Source organism: Achromobacter sp. HZ01, assembly GCF_003267925.1.
GTDB lineage: Bacteria > Pseudomonadota > Gammaproteobacteria > Burkholderiales > Burkholderiaceae_B > Achromobacter > Achromobacter pulmonis_A.
Genome location: NZ_LWKV01000001.1, coordinates 447,163 through 467,059, shown reverse-complemented (window position 1 = coordinate 467,059; position 19,897 = coordinate 447,163). Strand labels below are relative to the sequence as shown.

The following is a 19,897-nucleotide window of genomic DNA, read 5'->3' as shown; positions in this document are numbered from 1 at the left end:
GCTGATCTTTCCACTCACGGCAAATCTCCCGCTTACTTTTAATATTGCGCAGCTTCTTTACGGCGAAGCTGCCGGCCGACTATCCCGCGCGCCTGGACGGCGCGCGGGCAACGCCGCCGGACACCTTAGTCCGGCAGAACAACGCCGCCATGACAGGCGGCGTGGTCGATTCGGGAGTTCAGACCGGCTCCATTACGCACTGCAGGGGGTGCTGGCGCGCCCGCGCGTACTGCGCGACCTGCGCGATGCGCGTGGCCGCCAGATCGCGCGGATAGACGCCGCACACGCCGCGTCCCTCGTGATGCACCTGCAGCATGATCCGCGTCGCTTCTTCGTGATTTTTATTGAAGAACTTCTGCAGTACTTTCACGACGAACTCCATCGGGGTGTAGTCGTCATTGAGCAGCAAAACCTGGTACATCGGAGGCGGCGCAACGCGCGCCGGCGCCTTCTCGACGGCCAAATCGTGCTGGGTATCCAAGGTAGAACTCATAGGGCCGCTATTCTATTTAAACTGGGGACGGCTAGCATGTAACTTACGGAAAATTACATGCAGAAATGCGTAGTTTCCATACTTGACGCCGCGAAGAAAAGCGGCGCATTATCCACGCATTCTGGGGTTTTCAACGCATCGAAAATCTGCCAGGAAGCCGGAGGGGGGACAGAGGTCTAGACCGCAATGCCCTTCTGTCAACATACGATTCAATGAGGCAGTCCGCATGTCTGATACGACCGCTACCGCCGTCCAAGGGGACAATCCCAAATCGACGGGCACCGTCAAATGGTTCAACGATGCAAAGGGGTTTGGCTTCATTACGCCCGACGACGGCGGTGAAGATCTGTTCGCCCATTTTTCGTCCATCCAGATGAATGGTTTTAAAACCCTGAAAGAAGGCCAGAAAGTGGCCTTCGAGATTATTCAGGGGCCCAAAGGAAAACAGGCGCTGAATATCACTGCCGCCTGATTTACCCTTAAAGCGCAACCACAGGTTGCGCCATTATCGGGCGGGGCTCACGGGCCCCGCCTTGTTATTTTCTTCCTCCGCCTGGCCCATGTTCAAGAACGCTGCTTTGTTTTCCCTAGGTCGTACGCTGTCCGCATCACCGTTCTTCAGGGCCGCCGCGCTCATGCTGGCCACCGCCGCCGCGCTGCCCGCGGCCGCCCAGACCGGCCCGCAGCCTCCGCTGCCCACCGTCCAGATCTCCGCCGGCATCCATATTATCCGCGCGGAAGTGGCCGATTCGGACCAAACCCGCCGCGACGGCCTGATGTTCCGCCGCGAACTGCCGGGCAACGACGGCATGCTGTTCGTCTTCGAGCAACCGGACGTGCAGTGCTTCTGGATGCGCAACACGCTCTTGCCGCTCTCGATTGCCTTTATCGCCGACGACGGCACGATCGTCAACATCGAGGACATGGCGCCCCAGACCGAAGACCCCCATTGCGCCAAGAAGCCGGTGCGCTACGCCCTCGAAATGGCGCAGGGCTGGTTCAAAGATCACGGCATCGCAGCCGGCAAGAAGCTCGACGGCCTGCCCTGACGCGCGCGCCGCGCCCGCCCATGAAAAAGGGAGCTCCGCGAGCTCCCTTTTTCGTTGGACCCGGCGAGGCGTGCGGGTCCGGTCCGCGCTGGCTTAGACGCGCTCGATGATCATCGCGATGCCCTGGCCCACACCGATGCACATGGTGCACAGCGCGTAGCGTCCGCCGGTGCGGTGCAACTGGTTGATCGCGGTGGTGGCCAGGCGCGCGCCGCTGGCGCCCAGCGGATGGCCCAGGGCGATGGCGCCGCCGTTGGGGTTCACGCGCGGATCGTTGTCGGCGATGCCCAGCTGGCGCAGCACGGCCAGGCCCTGGGCGGCGAACGCCTCGTTCAGCTCGATCACGTCCATCTGTTCCAGCTTCAGGCCGGTCTGGGCCAGCACCTTGAGCGTGGCCGGCGCCGGGCCGATGCCCATGATGCGCGGGGCCACGCCGGCCGTGGCCATGCCGATCACGCGGGCGCGCGGGGTCAGGCCGTGGCGCGCGGCCGCCTTTTCGTCGGCCAGCAGCAGCGCGGCCGCGCCGTCGTTCACGCCCGAGGCGTTGCCGGCGGTGACGCTGCCGCCTTCGCGGACCACGCCCTTGAGCTTGGCCAGCGCTTCCAGGCTGGTTTCACGCGGGTGCTCGTCCTTGCTGACGAGCACCGGGTCGCCCTTTTTCTGGGCGATGGATACCGGCACGATCTCGGCGTCGAAGAAACCTTCCTTCTGGGCGCGCGCGGTCTTCTGCTGGCTGGCCAGCGCGAACAGGTCCTGGTCTTCGCGGCTGATCTTGAAATCGTCGGCCACGTTCTCGGCCGTCTCGGGCATGGAGTCCACGCCGTACTGGGCCTTCATCAGCTTGTTGATGAAGCGCCAGCCGATGGTGGTGTCGTAGATGGCGGCGCTGCGCGAGAACGCGCTGTCGGCCTTGCCCATCACGAACGGCGCGCGGCTCATGCTTTCCACGCCGCCGGCCAGCATCAGGCCGGCTTCGCCGGCGCGGATGGCGCGGGCCGCGGTGCCGATGGCGTCCAGGCCCGAACCGCACAGGCGGTTGACGGTGGCGCCGGGCACTTCGATCGGCAGGCCGGCCAGCAGGGTCGCCATGCGGGCGACGTTGCGGTTGTCTTCGCCGGCCTGGTTGGCGCAACCCATGATGGCGTCGTCCAGTTCTTCCCAGCGCACGCCGGGATTGCGCGCGACCAGCGCCTTGATGGCTACGGCAGCAAGATCGTCGGGGCGCACCGGCGCCAGCGCGCCGCCATAGCGGCCGAAGGGGGTGCGGATCGCATCACAGATATAAGCATGCACGGTCATGGGAAGCTCGAAGTAAGTGAGGAAAAACCGGATCGGACGATCTTAACGCAGGGGCCGCGCACCAAGTTGGCGCGCCCGCTGGATGTCCGCGGCACGGACAGTGTCCAGCGGATGTTCACCTTCCTACTTCACCGGCTGGCGGGCCGCGCGCGCGGCGTCCACGATGGCCTGCCGGCGGAACCGCCCGGCGGACAGGTGATAGAACGGCAGCGGGCAGAATTGGCGCGACACCACCGAAGCCAGCAGCGAGGCCACCAGCAGCCAGAACAGCATGGGCTGGCTGCCGGTCATTTCCATCACCACCACGCTGGCCGTCAGCGGCGCCTGGGTGGCGGCGGCCAGGAAGGCGGCCATCGACAGCAGCACCAGCACGCGATGGTCCACGCCGTCGCCGGCCAATTGCCAGATGTGATGGCCGATGCCCGCGCCGGTGGTCAGGGCCGGCGTGAAGATGCCGCCCGGAATGCCCGCCCAGTACGACACCACCGTGGCCGCCAGCTTGGCCAGCCCGAAGCTGGCAGGCGCGGTGTCCTCGCCCGACAGCAGTCCGGCCGCCACGCCATAGCCGGTGCCGTACACCGTGCCGGCCGTGGCCAGCCCGATCGCGGCCAGCAGCAGGCCCATGGCGAAGGCCACCCAGATCGGATGCGCGCGCATCCAGGCGCGCCAGGATTGCGGCGAGCAGCCGGCCGCGCCCTTGCCCAGCAGGCGCCCGAACAGGCCGCCGGCCGCGCCGTTCAGCGCCGCGCAGATGAGCACCCAGGTGACCATGCCGTGGGCCAGCGGCGCGCCGCCGAAGACGCCGAAATACGGGTTGTTGCCCACCACCGCCACGACCAGGAAACCGGCGGCCAGCACGCCGATCAGCACCAGGCGCTGCCAGCGCAGCACGGTGCCGCGGCCCAGTTCCTCGATGGCGAAGATCACGCCTGCCAGCGGCGCGTTGAAGGCGGCGGCCAGGCCGCCGGCCGCGCCGGCGGCGATCAGCTCGTTGGCATGGAACCCGCGCAGCTGCACGCCGCGCCGTTTCCAGAAGTCGCCCCAGGCCAGCATCAGCGCGGCGCCGACCTGCACCGAAGGCCCTTCGCGGCCGATCGACGCGCCGGCCAGCATGCCGAAGAACGCCAGCGGGATTTTCCATAGCGTCTGCGCCAGCGACACCAGGCTGTTCTGGCCCGGACCGGGCGGCAGCGACAAGGCCCCGATCACCTGGGGAATGCCGCTGCCCGAGGCATTCGGCGCGTAGCGCAGCGTCAGCCAGCGCAAGGCCGCCATCGCCAGCGGCAGCACCACCAGCGCCAGCCAGCCGTTATGCGAGACCCAGGCGCGGTTCCATTCCAGCGCCAGATCGGCCAGCGACGCGAAGCCCAGCGACATCAGCGCCACCAGCCCGGCCCCGCCCAGCAGCAGCCCCAGCTGCACGCTCTTGCGCGACAGACGGTTGATCTGGCGCACCTTGCGGTGCATCCAGCGGCGCGGGGCGGCCAGTATCCGGCGCAGGAAATCGGAGTGGGTCATGGCATGGCTGGCGGGTTTGCAACGCCGCCAACCTTAACATTGCCGCAGCCTCGCCGGGTCAGAAAGCCGACCAGTCCTCGCCCGCGCCTTGCAGGGCCGGCCGCGCCACGGGCAGCGCCGGCTTGCGCGCGGCCGGCACCGCGTGCGCCAGCCGCGCCTGCGCCGCGCTGGCCGTGCCGCCGGCCTCGACCTTGAAGCGGCGCACTTCCTGCGCCAGGCGGCCGGCCTGTTCCTGCATGCTGGCCGCGGCCGCGGCGGCTTCTTCCACCAGCGCCGCGTTCTGCTGCGTCACGGTGTCCATCTGCGCCACGGCCTGGTTGACCTGGCCGATGCCGGCCGACTGCTCTTCCGAGGCGCTGGCGATTTCGCGCACCAGCGTGGCGACCTGGCGCACGCTGTCGACCACTTCCCGCATGGTGCGGCCGGCCTCGTCGACCTGGCGCGTGCCGCCCTCGACGCGCGCGGCCGATTCGTCGATCAGGGCCTTGATTTCCTTGGCCGCCACCGCCGAGCGCTGCGCCAGCGTGCGCACCTCGCCGGCCACCACCGCGAAGCCGCGGCCCTGCTCGCCCGCGCGCGCCGCCTCGACGGCGGCGTTGAGCGCCAGGATGTTGGTCTGGAACGCGATACCGTCGATCACGCCCGTGATATCGGCAATGCGGCGCGAACTGTCGGAGATCGCGCTCATGGTCTGGACCACGCCGTCGACCACTTCGCCGCCGCGCACCGCCACGCTGGAGGCCAGGTTGACCAGCCGGTCCGCCTCGCCGGCGTTGTTGGCGTTCTGCTGCACCGTGCTGGTCAGCTGCTCCATCGAGGCCGCGGTCTCCTCCAGCGAGGAGGCCTGCTCTTCGGTGCGCTGCGACAGGTCGGCGTTGCCCTGGGCGATCTGCGACGAAGCCGAGGCGATGCTTTCACAGCCATCGCGCACGTCCTTGACGATGCGGGCCAGGCTTTCGTTCATGCTCTTCAAGGCGCTCATCAGTTCGCCGGTCTCGTCGCGCGAAACCACCTGGATGTCGGTGGTGAGGTCGCCCGCCGCCACCTGGCGCGCCGCCTTCACGGCCTGGTCCAGCGGACGCACGATGCCGCGCGTGACCAGCCAGCCCAGCAGCACGCCGAGCGCCACGCCGGCGACCGCCAGCGCGATCATGATGGCGCGCATCGTGCCGTACAGCTCCGTGCCCTGGCGCACCGTCTGCGCGGCGACGCCTTCCTTGCCCTGCGCCAGCGTGGTCATCAGGTCGTCGAGCTTCTGTGAGGCGGCGATCACGCGCGCCTTGATCTCGGCCGCGCCGGCCCCGCCCTGGACCGCGGCGAAGTAGGCGCTGGTCTCGCGCTTCCAGACCTGCTCGGTCTCGGCGAACTGCGCCAGCACGCGCCTGCCCTCTTCCGCATGGAAATTGGCGCTGGCCTTCTGCAGCAGCGCGTCCATGTTGGCGAGCGCGGTGTCGAACTGCTTGCGCTGCGCCTGGCGTTCCTGCTCGGTCGCGGCGGCCGGATAGCCGTTGAGCGCGCGGCCCGCGTAGATCAGGTTGATATTGGCTTCCTTGAGGTCCGAAAGCCCGCGCAGCTCGGTGTTGTAAAGCTGATCGTTCATGGCGTTGATGCGCGCCAGCCCCCAGACCCCGAAGGCCCCGATCGCGCCGCCTATGGCCGCGACCAGCAGAAACGCCCCCGACAGACGCGCACCGATGCGCATGCCCGAAAATAACCGCAACATGTTTCCCTTCCCTGTAGTTCCCCCGGCTCATGGCGGGCATGCCGCAGTCCTGGACCCCGTGGTTCGGCCGCAGACCGGGCGCAACGATAGCGGCTCGCTCACTTGGGGATAACCCTGAGGAAGGGCATGTTTATTCTCGATATCCGGGCAATGAACCGGACGCGGAATAAAAAAACCCTTCGCCGGCAAGCGAAGGGTTTTTGCGGGGCGCGGCGCCAGCCGGCCCGTCAGCCTGAAGCCAGGGCTCAGGCGAAGTTCTTGGCCGCGAATTCCCAGTTCACCAGGGCCCAGAAGTTCTCCAGGTACTTGGGACGGGCGTTGCGGTAGTCGATGTAGTAGGCGTGTTCCCACACATCACAGGTCAGCAGCGGCTTGTCGGCGGTGGTCAGCGGGGTGGCGGCGTTGCTGGTGTTGACGATGTCGACCGTGCCGTCGGCCTTCTTGACCAGCCAGGTCCAGCCCGAACCGAAGTTGCCGGCGGCCGACTTGTTGAACGCTTCCTTGAACGCGTCGAAGCTGCCCCACTTGGCGTTGATGGCGTCGGCCAGCTTGCCGGTGGGCGCGCCGCCGGCCTTGGGAGCCAGGCTGTTCCAGTAGAACGTGTGGTTCCAGACCTGGGCCGCGTTGTTGAAGATGCCGCCCGAGGACTTCTTGACGATGTCTTCCAGCGACAGCGATTCGAATTCGGTGCCGGGGATCAGGTTGTTCAGGTTCGTGACGTAGGTCTGATGATGCTTGCCATAGTGGAACTCCAGCGTTTCCTTGGAGATGTGCGGAGCCAGCGCGTCCAGTTCGTAAGGCAGGGGGGGAAGAGTATGTGCCATGTGAAAGTTCCTTCTGTTGAATGCACGATCAAGCCGTTCAATTGTATCGGCAACTCCTGAGGATACCGCGTTAACCCCGTGCAGGCGCGGGGTTAACAAACGTGTCCGTCGCGCGGACTCAGGAAGCCTCGCGCGTGGCGCGCGTCTGCTTGACTTCGACGTTTGCGCCGCCCTGCGCGAAGCTGAGGTCCAGCGCCTGCCCCGCGGCCAGCGACGCCGCGTCGCGCACGATGCGGCCCTGCGCGTCGCGCGCGATGGCGTAGCCGCGCGCCAGCGTGTTGCCGGGATCGAGCGCGCGCAGTTGCGCCGTGGCCGCGGCCAGCCGGTCGCGGCGCTGCGCCAGCAGCCGCGCCTGCGCCTGGCCCAGCCTGCGCAGCGCGCCGCCCAGTCGGTCGGCGGCGCGGCCCGTGTCCGGCGCGCGATGCGCCAGCCGCTGCTTCAGCAGGTCGACCCGCGCCGCGCGCCGCCCCTGCGGCCCGGCCCAGGCCGTGGCCAGCCTGAAGCGCAGGCTGTTGAGCCGTTCGCGCTGGTGCTCCAGCCGCTGGGCCGGCGACACCAGTTGCGCGGCCGCGCGGTCCAGCCGCTGGGCGGCGCGTTCGAGCCGGCGCTGCTGGCCCCGCGCCAGCGCCTGCGCCGCGTGCATGACGCGGCCCATGAGTTCGGAACGCGGCACGCAGGCCAGCTCGGCGGCCGCCGTCGGCGTGGGCGCGCGCACGTCGGCCACGAAGTCCGCGATGGTGAAATCGGTTTCGTGCCCGACCCCGCAGATCACCGGGATTTCGCTGGCGGCCACCAGCCGGGCCAGGGCTTCGTCGTTGAAGCTCCAGAGATCCTCGATGCTGCCGCCGCCGCGCACCAGCAGCAGCGTGTCCACTTCGGCGCGCTGGTTGGCCAGCCGCAGCTGGGCCGTCAGCCGGCCCGCGGCGTCGGCGCCCTGCACCGGCGCCGGATAAATGATCACGGGCACCTGCGGCGCGCGCCGCGCCAGCGCCGACAGCACGTCGCGCAGGGCCGCCGCGTGCAGCGAAGTGATCACGCCGATGGCGCGCGGCAGCCGGACGGGCTCGCGCTTGCGGGCGGGGTCGAACAGGCCCTCGCCGGCCAGTTGCTCTTTCAGGCGCAGAAAGGCTTCGTACAGATTGCCGACGCCGGCGCGGCGCATGGCGTCGGCCTGCAGCTGGTAGTCGCCGCGGGGCTCGTACAGCGAGACGCGGGCGCGGATCTCGACCTGGTCCCCGGCGCGCGGCACGAAACCCACCGCGCTGGCGCGGCTGCGGAACATCACGGCGCGCACGGCGGCCCGGTTGTCCTTCAAGGTGAAGTACCAGTGCCCGGAAGCCGCGGCCGTGAAGTTGGAAATCTCCCCGCGCACCCACAACGCCGGGATGCTGCGCTCCAACAACTGCCCCACGGCTTGGTTCAACTGGCCAACCGTCAGGATATCCCGCGTAAATGCGTTGTTTGTGACTGCAAATTCAATTGTCATGGGGCTTTCCGATGCATAACCTGTCCACAGGGCACGCGTAGCGGGGCGCCATCATACCTTGTCCCCGCTTGTTTGCCGCAATCGGCCTGACAGCCAGCAAAATCGTAGCAACTAACTGATTTGTATATGCTTTTTTTGAAAAAACAGCTGCTCGCAATTGAAGCAAACAAGTGCAAACCCTGCGTGCGCAAGCCTTCCGGCGAAGTTTTACACAGAATTATCCACAAGATCTGTGGATAGCTTCGGGATCGTTCCGACTTGCCACGCCCGGGCCGCCCCGTTACAGTTTCGGCTTGATCAGTTGCCGGCGCGCGGCCTGCGCGCGCATCCGGCGCTCCCCGGGAGTTGAACGCTTTGCTTTCCATCTTGCGCGAGGCCGGCTGGCCCATCTGGCCCCTGCTGGCGACATCGGTCCTGGGCTTGGCGCTGATCTTCGAGCGCTTCCTCTCGCTGCGCCGCGGGCTGGTCATGCCGCGCGGCCTGACCGAACAGGTCGCGGAAATGCTGCGCAACCGCCAGGACACCCCCGAATCCATCAACCGCCTGGAACGCAATTCCCCGCTGGGCCGCGTGCTGGCGGAAGTCATGCGCCACCGCCACCTGCCCCGCGAAGAGCTGCGCAACGTGGTCGAGGACGCCGGCCGCGCCGTCGCCCATGACCTCAGCCGCTACATCTCCGCCATCGGCACCATCGCCGTCATCGCGCCGCTGATGGGCCTGTTCGGCACCGTGGTCGGCATGATCGAGATCTTCGGCTCCTATACCCCCGGCGGCGGCGACCCCGCCCAGCTGGCGCGCGGCATCTCGATCGCGCTGTACAACACCGGCTTCGGCATCCTCATCGCCATTCCCGCCATGATCGCGCACCGCTACCTGCGCGGCCGCGTGGACGGCTACCTGCACGCCATGGAGCAGGCCGCCTCGCGCCTGGTGCGCGCCGTCTCGCACCACGCCCCCGCCCGCGAGGGCCGTCCATGAATTTCCGCGGCTCCCGGGGCGAGCGCGACGAGCTGGACATCAACCTGATCCCGCTCATCGACGTCCTGCTGGTCATCCTGATCTTCCTCGCCGCGACCACCTCGTTCGCGCGCTTCACCCAGCTCAAGGTGACGCTGCCGCAGGCCTCGATGGAACAGGACACGCCGCCGGCCCTGGAGGTCGCCATCAGCCAGGACGGGCGCTACGCGCTCAACGGCACGCTCATCGACGTCTCCACGCCGCCCGAGATCGCCGACGCCCTGCGCCAGGCCGCGGCAGGCAAGACCGAGCCGCTGGTCGTCATCAACGCCGACGCCCAGGCCACCCACCAGTCCGTGATCAACGTCATGGAAGCCGCCCGCCTGGCCGGCATCGGCCGCGTCAACTTCGCCGCGCAGACCGCCCGGTGACCGCCAAGCGCGCCTCCACGCTGCTGGCTCGCCAATGGCAGCACGGCGGCTGGCTCTCCACGCTGCTGCGCCCGCTGTCCGCCCTGACGGCCTGGGCGGTGGCGCGCAAGCGCAGCCGCTACCGGCAAGGCCGGCTTCCCGGCTACCGCGCCCCCGTTCCGGTGGTGGTGATCGGCAACGTCTACGTCGGCGGCACCGGCAAGACGCCGATGGTCATCGCCACCGTGGAAGGCCTGCGGGCGCGCGGCTACACGCCGGGCGTCGTCAGCCGGGGCTATGGCGTCAAGGTCGGCCCGCAGCCGCGGGTCGGGACCGGCGCGCTGGAGGCCGACCGCTATGGCGACGAGCCGGCGCTGATCGCGCGCGCCACCGGCGCGCCGGTATCGGTCCATCCCAAACGCGCGCTGGCCGCCCAGGCCCTGCTGCAGGCCCATCCCGAAGTGGACGTGATCGTGTCCGACGACGGCCTGCAGCATCTGGCGCTGGCCCGCGACATCGAAATCGTGGTGCAGGACGAGCGCGGCGTGGGCAATGGCCGGCTGCTGCCGGCCGGCCCCCTGCGCGAACCCGCCAGCCGCCTGCAGGAAGTCGACGCCGTGGTGACCAACGTCGGCGTTGCAAAAGCCGCTTCCGGCGCGCCGGGCGGCCGCCCGCGCCAGGTCAGCATGTGGCTGGAGCCGGGCGCGGCGCGCCAGATCGAAGGCGGCGCCACGCGCCCGCTGGCGTCTTTCGCCGGCCAGCCGCGCATCGCGGCCGCCGCCGGCATCGGCAACCCGGAACGCTTTTTCGCCACGCTGCGCGCCGCCGGCGTCGCGCCGCAGGCCACCCTGGCCCTGCCCGACCATCACGACTACGCCGAATCGCCGTTTCGCGCGCTGGCGGCCGACGCCATCCTGGTCACGTCCAAGGACGCGATCAAATGCGCCGCCCTGGGCGATCCGCGCCTGTGGGAAGTGCCGGTGCAGGCCGGCTTTTCCGACCCGCAGCTCTTCGACTGGCTGGCGCAGGCCCTGCGGGCCGGCCACCCTTCAGGAGCGGGTCCGGCCGGCGGCAAACTGCTTTAGAATTCCGGTCATGGAATCCCGCCTTCTCGACATCCTCGTCTGCCCCTTGTGCAAGGGCCGCCTCGAACACGACCGGCAGCAGGCCGAACTGGTCTGCCGCGCCGATCGCCTGGCCTTCCCCGTGCGCGACGGCATCCCCGTCATGCTGGAATCGGAAGCCCGCGCGCTCGACGACGCCCCGGCAGCATGAGCTTCATCGCCCTCATCCCGGCGCGCACCGCCTCCACCCGCCTGCCCGACAAGCCGCTGGCCGACATCGCCGGCAAGCCCATGGTGGTGCGCACGGCCGAACGCGCCGCCCGGTCCGGCGCCGAGCGCGTCTACGTCGCCACCGATGACGCCCGCGTCATGCAGGCCGCGCAGGCCCACGGGCTGCAGGCGCTGATGACCCGCGCCGACCACCCCACCGGCACCGACCGCCTGGCCGAGGCGGTGGAGCAGCTCGGCCTGGCCGACGACGCCATCGTGGTCAACGTCCAGGGCGACGAGCCGCTGATCGAACCCACGCTCATCGACGCCGTGGCCGCCAAGCTGCAGGCCAGCCCGCAGGCCGACATCGCCACCTGCGCCTGCCCCCTGGCCGACGCCGAAGCGCTGTTCAACCCCAACGTGGTGAAACTGGTCTGCGGCGCGGACGACCGCGCCCTGTATTTCTCGCGCGCGCCCATTCCGTGGGCCCGCGACGCCCTGGCCGGCGGCGAGCGCGTGCTGGCCCAGGGCCTGCCTGCCTGGCATCACATCGGCCTTTATGCCTACCGCGTTTCTTTCCTGCGCCGCTATCCGGCGCTGCCGCAGGGCGCGCTGGAGCGTTTCGAAGCGCTGGAACAGCTGCGCGCCATGGAGCACGGCCACGTCATCGTCGTCCATCGGGCGTCCCACCCTCCTGCGGCCGGCGTAGATACCCCGGCCGACCTGGAGCGCGTGCGCCAGGTTTACGCCAGCCAAACCTAGGGTTATTTCCTATGGCGCGGCCCCGCAGCGGCTGCTGCATTGCGGCATAATTCCCCGGATCACAAAAAATAAACCCCATTCAGGAGCACTCATGCGTCTCATCTTGCTCGGACCTCCCGGCGCCGGGAAAGGCACCCAGGCCGCGTTTCTCACCCAGCACTTCGGCATTCCCCAGATCTCCACCGGCGACATGCTGCGCGCGGCGGTGAAGGCGGGCACGCCGCTGGGGATCGAAGCCAAGAAGGTCATGGACGCCGGCGGCCTGGTCTCCGACGAGATCATCATCGGCCTGGTGCAGGACCGCCTCAAGCAGCCCGACTGCGCCAACGGCTATCTGTTCGACGGCTTTCCCCGCACCATCCCGCAGGCCGACGCGCTGAAGAGCGCCGGCGTCAAGCTGGACTACGTGGTGGAAATCGAAGTCCCCGAAGAGGACATCATCGAACGCATGAGCGGACGCCGCGTGCACCAGCCCAGCGGCCGCAGCTACCACGTGCGCTTCAACCCGCCCAAGGTCGAAGGCCGAGACGACGTCACCGGCGAGGAGCTGATCCAGCGCGACGACGACCGCGAGGAAACCGTGCGCAACCGCCTGTCGGTGTACCGCGAGCAGACCCGCCCGCTGGTCGACTACTACTCGTCCTGGGCCCAGAAGGACCCGGCCGCCGCGCCCAAGTACCGCAAGATCTCGGGCGTCGGCGCGGTCGACGAAATCAAGTCGCGCCTGTTCGAGGCCGTCAAGAGCTGATACGGCGTTTCGATGGCTAGACGGCCCTCGGCGCCGGCCGGACGCAATGCGTTCCGGTCCCGGCCCGGGGGCCTTTCAGTTTTTATGTTCGGCGCGAGCCGCGCCGCTTTTATCCCTTGAATTGATCTGGTGGTAGAGACATGGAAATCGCGAACAAGGTATTCATTGTTACGGGTGGCGCTTCCGGACTGGGCGCGGGCACCGTGCGCATGCTGGCGGAAAACGGCGCCAAGGTCGTCATCGCCGACGTCCAGGACCAGCCGGGCGAGGCCCTGGCCAAGGAACTGGGCCAGCGCTACGTGCACTGCGACGTCACCCAGGAAGCCGACGGCAAGAAGGCCGTGGCCGCGGCCCAGGAACTGGGCGCCCTCTTCGGCCTGGTGAACTGCGCCGGCGTGGCGCCCGCCGCCAAGATCGTGGGCAAGAACGGCGCGCATCCGCTGGATCTGTTCCAGAAAGTCATCTCGATCAACCTGATCGGCGGCTTCAACATGATGCGCCTGGCCGCCGAGGCCATGAGCGCCAACCCGCCCGAGCCCACCGGCGAGCGCGGCGTGCTCATCAACACGGCCTCGGTCGCCGCCTTCGACGGCCAGATCGGCCAGGCGGCCTACGCCGCCTCCAAGGCCGGCGTGGCCGGCATGACCCTGCCGATCGCGCGCGACCTGGCCCGCACCGGCATCCGCTGCATGACCATCGCCCCGGGCATCTTCGGCACGCCCATGGTTTTCGGCATGCCGCAGGAAGTGCAGGATTCGCTGGCCGCCAGCATCCCCTTCCCTTCGCGCCTCGGCCGCCCGGAAGACTACGCCAAGCTGGTCCACAGCATCATCACCAACGAAATGCTCAACGGCGAAACCATCCGTTTGGACGGCGCCATCCGCATGCCTCCCAAATAAAGAGACTTTCTTTCACGGGGAAAGGCGCGTTTTCTTGCGAAGACGGCGGCTTTCCCCCAGTATCCATGTTTTGCGGGGCCAGTCGGCCCCTTTTTCATTACCCAGCTTCCCATGAGCCTGTTCCGTTCGGCGGCCACGGTCAGCAGCTTCACGCTGCTGTCGCGCATTTCCGGCCTGATCCGCGACATCCTGGTGGCGCGCGCCTTCGGCGCCGGCCCGCTTACCGACGCATTCTGGGTCGCTTTCCGCATTCCCAACCTGCTGCGCCGGCTGTTCGCGGAGGGCGCTTTCGCGCAGGCCTTCGTGCCCATCCTGGGCGCGGCGCGCAACAACCGCAGCCCCGAAGAAGTCCGCGCCCTGCTCGACCGCGTCGCGCTGCTGCTGACCGCGGCGCTGATGCTGATCACGCTGGCCGGCATCATCGCCGCGCCCTGGGTGGTGTCGGCCATGGCCAGTGGCCTGCGCGGCGCCGACCGCGACACCGAGTTCGGCGCCGCGGTCTGGATGACGCGGATGATGTTCCCGTACATCTTCTGCATGTCGCTGGTGGCCTTCGCCTCGGGCGTGCTCAACACCTGGCGCCGCTTCGCCGTGCCGGCCTTCACGCCGGTGCTGCTGAACCTGTCCATGATCGCCGCCTGCCTGTGGCTGGCGCCGCGCGCCGACGTGCCCATCTACGCGCTGGCCGTCGGCGTGATGATAGGCGGCGTGGCGCAGCTGGCGGTGCAATGGGTGGCGCTGGCGCGGCTGGGCCTGACCCCGCGTTTTTCGCTGCGGCTGCGCCAGGCCTGGGCCGATCCCACCGTGCAGCGCATCCTCAAGCAGATGGCGCCGGCCACGCTGGGCGTATCGGTGGCCCAGCTCTCGCTGCTCATCAACACCAATATCGCCACCTGGCTGCGGCCCGGCAGCGTGACCTGGCTGTCGTTCGCCGACCGCCTGATGGAGTTCCCCACCGCCCTGCTCGGCGTGGCGCTGGGCACCGTGCTGCTGCCCAGCCTGTCGGCCGCCCACGCGCGCGACGACCGCGACGGCTACAGCGGCCTGCTGGACTGGGGCCTGCGCCTGGTGCTGCTGCTGGGCCTGCCGGCCGCCGTCGGCCTGGCGCTGCTGTCCGACGGCCTGGTCGCCACCCTGTTCCACTACGGCGCCTTCGCGGCCGAGGACGTGGCCCAGACCCGGCTGGCGGTGGTGTCGTACTCGGCGGGCCTGATCGGCCTGCTGGCCGTCAAGATCCTCGCTCCCGGCTTCTACGCCAAGCAGGACATCCGCACCCCGGTCAAGATCGCCATCGGCGTGCTGGTGGTGACGCAGCTGCTCAACGTGGCGCTGGTGCCGCTGATGGCGCACGCCGGCCTGGCGCTGGCCATCGGCCTGGGCGCCTGCCTCAATGCGCTGGCCCTGCTGATCGGCCTGCGCCGCCGCGGCGTCTACCAGCCCGGCCCGGGCTGGACCTCGTTCGCCCTGCGGCTGCTGCCGGCGCTGGCCGCGCTGGCGGCGCTGCTGTGGTTCGCCGACGGGCGCATCGACTGGATCGCGCTGCAGGCCCATTCCTGGCTGCGCGTGGCCTGGCTGGCCGGCGTGCTGGCCGCCAGCGGCGCGGTCTATTTCGGCGTCTTGTTACTGTTTGGCTTCCGCCCGCGGGACTTCGGGCGGCGCCGCGCGAGCTGAAACCGGCGGTATCGACCGGCATCTCCACAAAAAGCCGGTCGAGCACCGGCTTTTTTTGCATTAGTCCCGTCAAGAATTGACAAGCTACCGGTAATCTTTGGTAAAAAACCTTTATTATTTACAAATTGCCATCGAACGGAACCCCAGGGACCTCATGCGGGACATGAAGTGAAGTACGCCCAAGGACAACCCATGGCGGACCAGGTCATCAACTGGCTGCTGCTGTTGCGCTCAGGCCAGGCGACGGCGCAGGACTACAGCGATTTCCTGGCCTGGCGCGCGGCCGATCCGGCCCACGAGACTGCCTGGCAGCAACTGACGGGCACGCTCGAAGGGTCGTCGTTCGGCCGGCTCGGCGACGCCTATCCGGCCGGCTACGCCAGCGCCGGCCAGGCCGCCGCGCCGGCCCTGCTTGCGCCGTCCCCCGCTCCCATCGCGCCGCCGCGCCGCCGTTTCCTGGCCGGCGCGCTTGCGCTCGCCGGCACCGGCGCCTGTGCGGCCTACGTGGGCAACGCCTTCTATCCGCTGGGCAATGTCGCGGCCGACGCCGCGACCGCCACCGGCGAACGGCGCCGCTACGTGCTGTCCGACGGCAGCCAGCTGCTGCTGGACGCGCGCAGCCGGGTCAATCTCGATTTCACGCCCGCCTACCGCCAGGTGCACCTGCTGGACGGCGCCGTCACGGTGTCGGTGGCGCCCGACGCGCGCCGCCCCTTCCTCGTGCACACGGCGCAGGGCACGGTGCGCGCCCTGGGCACGCGCTACATGGTGCGGCAGCAGGCCCAGCGCACGCTGGTGGTGGTGCACGAGCACGAGGTCGAGGTCGAAACCATGTCGGGGGCCCACGGCACCGTGCGCGCCGGCACCGGCGCCCGTTTCGACGCCTCCCGCATGGACACCCCGCGCGCCGAGCTCATGGCCGAGGCGGCCTGGGAAGCCGGCTGGGTCGAGGCCCGCGGCCGCCCGCTGGCCGAAGTGATCGCGGCGCTGCGCCCGTATCGCAGCGGCACGCTGCGCGTGTCCATGGCCGCCGGCGGCCTGCCCGTCTCGGGCCACTTCCCGCTGGACGACACCGACGCCGCGCTCGACACGCTCAGGGACATGATGCCCATCAACGTGCGCCGTTTCACGCCCTGGTTCGTGTCCATCAACGTCGCGGCCTGACAACGCCCGCCCGTTCCCGCCGCGCCGCAGCCGGGCGCTTCGTTGTATACTCATCACAGTGTTTTTATCCAGTAGGCGCCGCGGTTCCTCCCCGGGACTTCGCTCGCAGCGCCCCCCGCCCGGTTGACGGGCGCTCCATCGGCAGACTTGACATTAAAAGCTTGCATTCCCTCCGGGACTTGCTACAATGTTCGACTTTGCCGAATTCAACTTATATAGCAACATGGCCAATACCGCCCAAGCCCGCAAGCGCGCTCGCCAATCCGTTGAGCGCAACAAGCACAACTCCAGCCTGCGCTCGATGCTGCGCACTGCGATTAAGCGCGTTCGCCAATCCATTGCCGCTGGCGACAAGGCTGCGGCAGGCGAAGTGTTCCGTAAGGCCTCGAGCGTGATCGATCGCGTGGCCGACAAGAACATCATCCACAAGAACAAGGCCGCTCGCCACAAGAGCCGCCTGGCTGCCGCCATCAAGGCGCTGGCCTAAGCCATTCTGCCGCCCCGGCCTACGGGGCGTCACGAATACGGCAAATGAAAAAGGATGCCCGCGGGCATCCTTTTTTGCGTCCGGCGCCCGCCCCTATCGCAGGCTGGCCTCCAGGCTGGACCCCAGGCGCGCCTCGATCGCCGCGGCCGCCTCGCGCAGCGAGGCCATGAACGCGCCGACCAGCGGATTACCCGGCCGGTGCTCCGGGAACACCACGTTGACCCGGAACGGAAACGAATGCGCCAGCGGCCGGATGTGCAGGCCGCGCCCGGCGAAATCCAGCGCGGTCAGCGGATTGACGATGGCCGCGCCCAGCCCCTGGCGCACGAAGGTGCAGACCGAGACCGCCGTGGGCGTCTCCACGATGGAGCGGCGCAGCACGCCGGCCGCGGCGAAGGCCTCGTCGATCTGGATGCGGTAGGGATCGGTCGAGGACAGGCTGACGAAGGCCTGACCCTCGAAGTCGGCCAGCGCGATGCGCGGCCGCGCCAGCAGCGGATGCCCGTCGGGCAGCGCGCAGACCTCGTCGACCTGCAGCAGCAGTTCCACCCGCGTGCCGGCCGGCGCCGCGTCGTGCTCGGTCAGGCCCAGGTCGTAGCGCTGGGCGCTCAGCCATTCCTCCAGCAGCGGCGACTCCTGCGTCTCCACCGTCAGACTCACGCCGTCGTGGCGCTCGTGAAAGCGCCGGAACGCATCGGGCAGGATGGAATGCGAGAACGCCGGCAAGGCGATGAGCGACAGCTGCCCGCCCTTGAACGCGCGCAGGCGCGCCGCGGCCGAGGCCACCCGCTCCAGGCCGGCATAGGACTGGCGCACCTCGTCATACAGCGCCAGGCCCGGCATGGTGGGCCGCAGGCGCCCCGCCACCCGCTGGAACAGCGCAAAGCCTACGGCGCGCTCCAGGCGCGCCAGTTCGCGGCTCACGGTGGGCTGGGACGAACCCAGCAGCTCGGCCGCCTTGGTCACGCCGCCGGCGATCATCACCGCGCGGAAGACTTCGATATGCCGATGCGTCAGCATGCCTTACTCATATCCAGAATGAATCGACCCACGAAATCAAAGCATTTTACTGGATGACCGAAGCCGGGCATCATGCCGCCTGGTTTCACATTCCGCTTGAGGTTTACGCCCGCCATGGCTTTCGATCCGCGCCAACTCACCCGACTCGCCGCCGAACACGGCACGCCGCTATGGGTCTACGACGCCGCCGTCATCCGCGAACGCATCGCTCAGCTGCGCCGCTTCGACACCATCCGCTATGCGCAGAAAGCCTGCTCGAACCTGCACATCCTGCGCCTGATGCGGGCCGAAGGCGCGGTGGTGGACGCGGTCTCGCTGGGCGAGATCGAACGCAGCCTGGCGGCCGGCTTCCAGCCCCGTGGCGAGCCCGAAGGCATCGTCTTCACCGCCGACCTGATCGACCACGCCACGCTGGCCGCCGTGCTCAAGCACGGCATCACGGTCAACGCCGGTTCGCTGGACATGCTGGACCGCGTCGGCCAGGCCGCGCCGGGCCATCGCGTGTGGCTGCGCATCAACCCCGGCTTCGGCCACGGCCACAGCAACAAGACCAACACCGGCGGCCCGCAAAGCAAGCACGGCATCTGGATCGGCGACCTGGCGCAGGCCATGGCCATCGTGCGCCGCCACGGCCTGAAGCTGGTCGGCATCCACATGCACATCGGCTCGGGCGTGGACTACGCCCACCTGTCCAGCGTGTGCAACGCCATGGTCGACGTGGTGGCCTCGCTGGACCACGACATCGAAGCCATTTCCGCCGGCGGCGGCCTGTCGATTCCGTACCGCGACGGCGAGCCGCGCATCGACTGCGACCATTATTTCCAGCAATGGGACGCGGCGCGCCGGCGCATCGCCGAACGCCTGGGCCATCCGGTGCGCCTGGAGATCGAACCCGGCCGCTTCCTGGTGGCCGAGGCCGGCGCGCTGGTGGCCGAGGTGCATTCGATCAACCGCCGCCCCGAGCGCGATTTCGCGCTGGTGGACGCGGGCTTCAACGACTTGATGCGCCCGGCCATGTACGGCAGCTATCACCGCATTTCGGTGCACGCGCCGGACGGCCAGACCCCGGAGTCGCCGGCCGTCCGCATCGCGGTGGCCGGCCCGCTGTGCGAATCGGGCGACGTGTTCACGCAGGATGCCGGCGGCGTGGTCTCCGACCAGCTGCTGCCGCGCCCGCGCATCGGCGATTTCCTGGTGTTCCATAGCGCCGGCGCCTACGGTTCGTCGATGTCGTCGAACTACAACAGCCGGCCGCTGGCGCCCGAGGTGCTGCTCGACGGCGGCCAGGCGCGGCTCATCCGCCGCCGCCAGACCGTCGCCGAGCTGCTGGCGCTGGAAGAAACGCCTACTTGAGAAAGGCCTCGCGCAGGGCGAAGGTGGCCTGCTTGAACACGCCCAGGTCGGTGCCCACGGCCACGAAGTGCATGCCCATGTCCAGGTAGCGCCTGGCGTCGGCCTGGACCGGCGCCAGGATGCCCACCGCCTTGCCCCGGGCACTGACGCGCTGGTACAGGTGGCGGATGACTTCCTGGACCTCCGGGTGGCCGGGATTGCCCAGGTGGCCCAGCGCGGCGGCCAGGTCGGACGGGCCGATGAACACGCCGTCCACGCCCTCGACCGCCGCGATCTCGTCGACCGCCTCGATGCCGGGGCGGCTTTCGATCTGCAGCAGCACGCAGATGTTGTCGTTGACCGTTTGCAGGTAGTCCGGCACCGTGCCATACCGGTTGCTGCGCTGCATGCCCGCCACGCCGCGCATGCCTTGCGGCGGATAGCGCGTGGCGGCCACGGCCCGGCGCGCGTCCTCGGCGGACTCGATGAACGGAATCAGCAGGTTGTAGAAGCCGATGTCGAGCAGCCGTTTGATCTCGACCGGATCGTTCCAGGACGGCCGGCCCACCACGGCGCTGGCGCTGCCCTGCAGGGCCTGCAGCTGCTGCAGGAACATCGGCACCTCGTTGGGGGAGTGCTCGCCGTCCAGCAGCAGCCAGTCGAAGTCCGCCAGCCCCGCGAGTTCCGCGGTGATGTGGCTGGACATGCTCATCCAGAAGCCGATGAGCCGCTCGCGGGCCAGGATGCGCTGGCGGAAGCGATTGGGTAAGGGTGAATTCAT

21 protein-coding genes are annotated in these 19,897 nt (G+C 68.7%); 13 read left to right on the top strand and 8 right to left on the bottom strand.

Annotated features, from left to right (window positions below; genetic code table 11):
• Positions 1-178: 178 nt before the first annotated feature.
• Positions 179-493, bottom strand: a complete 315-nt coding sequence (clpS, locus tag A6B37_RS02235; RefSeq protein WP_025135841.1) for an ATP-dependent Clp protease adapter ClpS — start codon at positions 491-493, stop codon at positions 179-181.
• Between the two features lie 226 nt (positions 494-719).
• Between clpS and A6B37_RS02230 the strand changes: the two genes are divergently transcribed.
• Positions 720-965 (top strand): cold-shock protein, encoded by a 246-nt coding sequence (locus tag A6B37_RS02230; RefSeq protein ID WP_006220277.1) that lies wholly within the window; start codon positions 720-722, stop codon positions 963-965.
• A gap of 163 nt (positions 966-1,128) precedes the next feature.
• Positions 1,129-1,542: a DUF192 domain-containing protein gene (locus A6B37_RS02225; protein ID WP_102772171.1), complete on the top strand. Its 414-nt coding sequence runs from the start codon at positions 1,129-1,131 to the stop codon at positions 1,540-1,542.
• A 93-nt stretch (positions 1,543-1,635) separates the two neighbouring features.
• Here A6B37_RS02225 and pcaF read toward each other — a convergent pair whose 3' ends face one another.
• From pcaF to xseA, 5 genes are all read right to left on the bottom strand, one after another.
• Positions 1,636-2,841, bottom strand: coding sequence for a 3-oxoadipyl-CoA thiolase (gene pcaF / locus A6B37_RS02220; protein ID WP_102772172.1), 1,206 nt, complete (start codon positions 2,839-2,841; stop codon positions 1,636-1,638).
• A 123-nt stretch (positions 2,842-2,964) separates the two neighbouring features.
• Positions 2,965-4,359, bottom strand: a complete 1,395-nt coding sequence (locus tag A6B37_RS02215; RefSeq protein ID WP_246842350.1) for a chloride channel protein — start codon at positions 4,357-4,359, stop codon at positions 2,965-2,967.
• Between the two features lie 58 nt (positions 4,360-4,417).
• Positions 4,418-6,082 (bottom strand): methyl-accepting chemotaxis protein, encoded by a 1,665-nt coding sequence (locus A6B37_RS02210; protein WP_102772173.1) that lies wholly within the window; start codon positions 6,080-6,082, stop codon positions 4,418-4,420.
• A gap of 245 nt (positions 6,083-6,327) precedes the next feature.
• Complete coding sequence (gene sodB / locus A6B37_RS02205) at positions 6,328-6,906, bottom strand: superoxide dismutase [Fe] (RefSeq protein ID WP_111824784.1); 579 nt, start codon at positions 6,904-6,906, stop codon at positions 6,328-6,330.
• Positions 6,907-7,024: 118 nt separating this feature from the next.
• Positions 7,025-8,392, bottom strand: a complete 1,368-nt coding sequence (gene xseA / locus A6B37_RS02200) for an exodeoxyribonuclease VII large subunit (protein ID WP_111824783.1) — start codon at positions 8,390-8,392, stop codon at positions 7,025-7,027.
• Positions 8,393-8,746: 354 nt separating this feature from the next.
• Here xseA and A6B37_RS02195 point away from each other — a divergent pair, with 354 nt between their 5' ends.
• The 10 genes from A6B37_RS02195 (at position 8,747) to rpsT (ending at position 16,764) form a co-directional block, all read left to right on the top strand.
• Positions 8,747-9,370: a MotA/TolQ/ExbB proton channel family protein gene (locus A6B37_RS02195; protein WP_102772176.1), complete on the top strand. Its 624-nt coding sequence runs from the start codon at positions 8,747-8,749 to the stop codon at positions 9,368-9,370.
• The gene (locus A6B37_RS02190; protein ID WP_111824782.1) at positions 9,367-9,780 is read left to right on the top strand and encodes a biopolymer transporter ExbD; all 414 of its coding nucleotides are present in this window, start codon (positions 9,367-9,369) and stop codon (positions 9,778-9,780) included. The genes A6B37_RS02195 and A6B37_RS02190 overlap by 4 nt, the downstream gene beginning before the upstream one ends.
• A complete protein-coding gene (gene lpxK, locus A6B37_RS02185; protein WP_111824781.1) occupies positions 9,777-10,844 on the top strand; it encodes a tetraacyldisaccharide 4'-kinase in 1,068 nt (355 codons plus the stop codon). The genes A6B37_RS02190 and lpxK overlap by 4 nt, the downstream gene beginning before the upstream one ends.
• Before the next feature lie 10 nt (positions 10,845-10,854).
• Positions 10,855-11,034, top strand: coding sequence for a Trm112 family protein (locus tag A6B37_RS02180; protein ID WP_102772179.1), 180 nt, complete (start codon positions 10,855-10,857; stop codon positions 11,032-11,034).
• Positions 11,031-11,795: a 3-deoxy-manno-octulosonate cytidylyltransferase gene (kdsB, locus tag A6B37_RS02175; protein WP_102772180.1), complete on the top strand. Its 765-nt coding sequence runs from the start codon at positions 11,031-11,033 to the stop codon at positions 11,793-11,795. The genes A6B37_RS02180 and kdsB overlap by 4 nt, the downstream gene beginning before the upstream one ends.
• A 91-nt stretch (positions 11,796-11,886) precedes the next feature.
• On the top strand, positions 11,887-12,543 hold the full coding sequence (gene adk / locus A6B37_RS02170) for an adenylate kinase (RefSeq protein WP_111824780.1): 657 nt from the start codon (positions 11,887-11,889) through the stop codon (positions 12,541-12,543).
• Positions 12,544-12,683: 140 nt separating this feature from the next.
• Complete coding sequence (locus tag A6B37_RS02165; protein WP_111824779.1) at positions 12,684-13,442, top strand: 3-hydroxyacyl-CoA dehydrogenase; 759 nt, start codon at positions 12,684-12,686, stop codon at positions 13,440-13,442.
• 111 nt (positions 13,443-13,553) lie between these two features.
• A complete protein-coding gene (gene murJ / locus A6B37_RS02160) occupies positions 13,554-15,113 on the top strand; it encodes a murein biosynthesis integral membrane protein MurJ (RefSeq protein WP_111824778.1) in 1,560 nt (519 codons plus the stop codon).
• A gap of 192 nt (positions 15,114-15,305) precedes the next feature.
• Positions 15,306-16,277, top strand: a complete 972-nt coding sequence (locus A6B37_RS02155; RefSeq protein ID WP_111824777.1) for a FecR domain-containing protein — start codon at positions 15,306-15,308, stop codon at positions 16,275-16,277.
• Positions 16,278-16,500: 223 nt separating this feature from the next.
• A complete protein-coding gene (gene rpsT / locus A6B37_RS02150) occupies positions 16,501-16,764 on the top strand; it encodes a 30S ribosomal protein S20 (protein ID WP_102772827.1) in 264 nt (87 codons plus the stop codon).
• Between the two features lie 93 nt (positions 16,765-16,857).
• Here the strand turns inward: rpsT and A6B37_RS02145 are convergent, their stop codons facing one another.
• Complete coding sequence (locus A6B37_RS02145; RefSeq protein WP_111824776.1) at positions 16,858-17,784, bottom strand: LysR family transcriptional regulator; 927 nt, start codon at positions 17,782-17,784, stop codon at positions 16,858-16,860.
• Positions 17,785-17,898: 114 nt separating this feature from the next.
• On the opposite strand from A6B37_RS02145, the gene lysA reads away from it, so the two are divergent.
• Positions 17,899-19,137, top strand: coding sequence for a diaminopimelate decarboxylase (gene lysA / locus A6B37_RS02140; RefSeq protein WP_102772186.1), 1,239 nt, complete (start codon positions 17,899-17,901; stop codon positions 19,135-19,137).
• Here lysA and garL read toward each other — a convergent pair.
• A complete protein-coding gene (garL, locus tag A6B37_RS02135) occupies positions 19,130-19,897 on the bottom strand; it encodes a 2-dehydro-3-deoxyglucarate aldolase (RefSeq protein WP_111824775.1) in 768 nt (255 codons plus the stop codon). The genes lysA and garL overlap by 8 nt on opposite strands.

Bases quoted from the DNA above. Each gene is read 5' to 3' on its own strand.
- clpS (WP_025135841.1), bottom strand. From the start codon at position 493: ATGAGTTCTACCTTGGATACCCAGCACGATTTGGCCGTCGAGAAGGCG.
- A6B37_RS02230 (WP_006220277.1), top strand. From the start codon at position 720: ATGTCTGATACGACCGCTACCGCCGTCCAAGGGGACAATCCCAAATCG.
- A6B37_RS02225 (WP_102772171.1), top strand. From the start codon at position 1,129: ATGCTGGCCACCGCCGCCGCGCTGCCCGCGGCCGCCCAGACCGGCCCG.
- pcaF (WP_102772172.1), bottom strand. From the start codon at position 2,841: ATGACCGTGCATGCTTATATCTGTGATGCGATCCGCACCCCCTTCGGC.
- A6B37_RS02215 (WP_246842350.1), bottom strand. From the start codon at position 4,359: ATGACCCACTCCGATTTCCTGCGCCGGATACTGGCCGCCCCGCGCCGC.
- A6B37_RS02210 (WP_102772173.1), bottom strand. From the start codon at position 6,082: ATGTTGCGGTTATTTTCGGGCATGCGCATCGGTGCGCGTCTGTCGGGG.
- sodB (WP_111824784.1), bottom strand. From the start codon at position 6,906: ATGGCACATACTCTTCCCCCCCTGCCTTACGAACTGGACGCGCTGGCT.
- xseA (WP_111824783.1), bottom strand. From the start codon at position 8,392: ATGACAATTGAATTTGCAGTCACAAACAACGCATTTACGCGGGATATC.
- A6B37_RS02190 (WP_111824782.1), top strand. From the start codon at position 9,367: ATGAATTTCCGCGGCTCCCGGGGCGAGCGCGACGAGCTGGACATCAAC.
- A6B37_RS02180 (WP_102772179.1), top strand. From the start codon at position 10,855: ATGGAATCCCGCCTTCTCGACATCCTCGTCTGCCCCTTGTGCAAGGGC.
- kdsB (WP_102772180.1), top strand. From the start codon at position 11,031: ATGAGCTTCATCGCCCTCATCCCGGCGCGCACCGCCTCCACCCGCCTG.
- adk (WP_111824780.1), top strand. From the start codon at position 11,887: ATGCGTCTCATCTTGCTCGGACCTCCCGGCGCCGGGAAAGGCACCCAG.
- A6B37_RS02165 (WP_111824779.1), top strand. From the start codon at position 12,684: ATGGAAATCGCGAACAAGGTATTCATTGTTACGGGTGGCGCTTCCGGA.
- murJ (WP_111824778.1), top strand. From the start codon at position 13,554: ATGAGCCTGTTCCGTTCGGCGGCCACGGTCAGCAGCTTCACGCTGCTG.
- A6B37_RS02155 (WP_111824777.1), top strand. From the start codon at position 15,306: ATGGCGGACCAGGTCATCAACTGGCTGCTGCTGTTGCGCTCAGGCCAG.
- rpsT (WP_102772827.1), top strand. From the start codon at position 16,501: ATGGCCAATACCGCCCAAGCCCGCAAGCGCGCTCGCCAATCCGTTGAG.
- A6B37_RS02145 (WP_111824776.1), bottom strand. From the start codon at position 17,784: ATGCTGACGCATCGGCATATCGAAGTCTTCCGCGCGGTGATGATCGCC.
- lysA (WP_102772186.1), top strand. From the start codon at position 17,899: ATGGCTTTCGATCCGCGCCAACTCACCCGACTCGCCGCCGAACACGGC.
- garL (WP_111824775.1), bottom strand. From the start codon at position 19,897: ATGAATTCACCCTTACCCAATCGCTTCCGCCAGCGCATCCTGGCCCGC.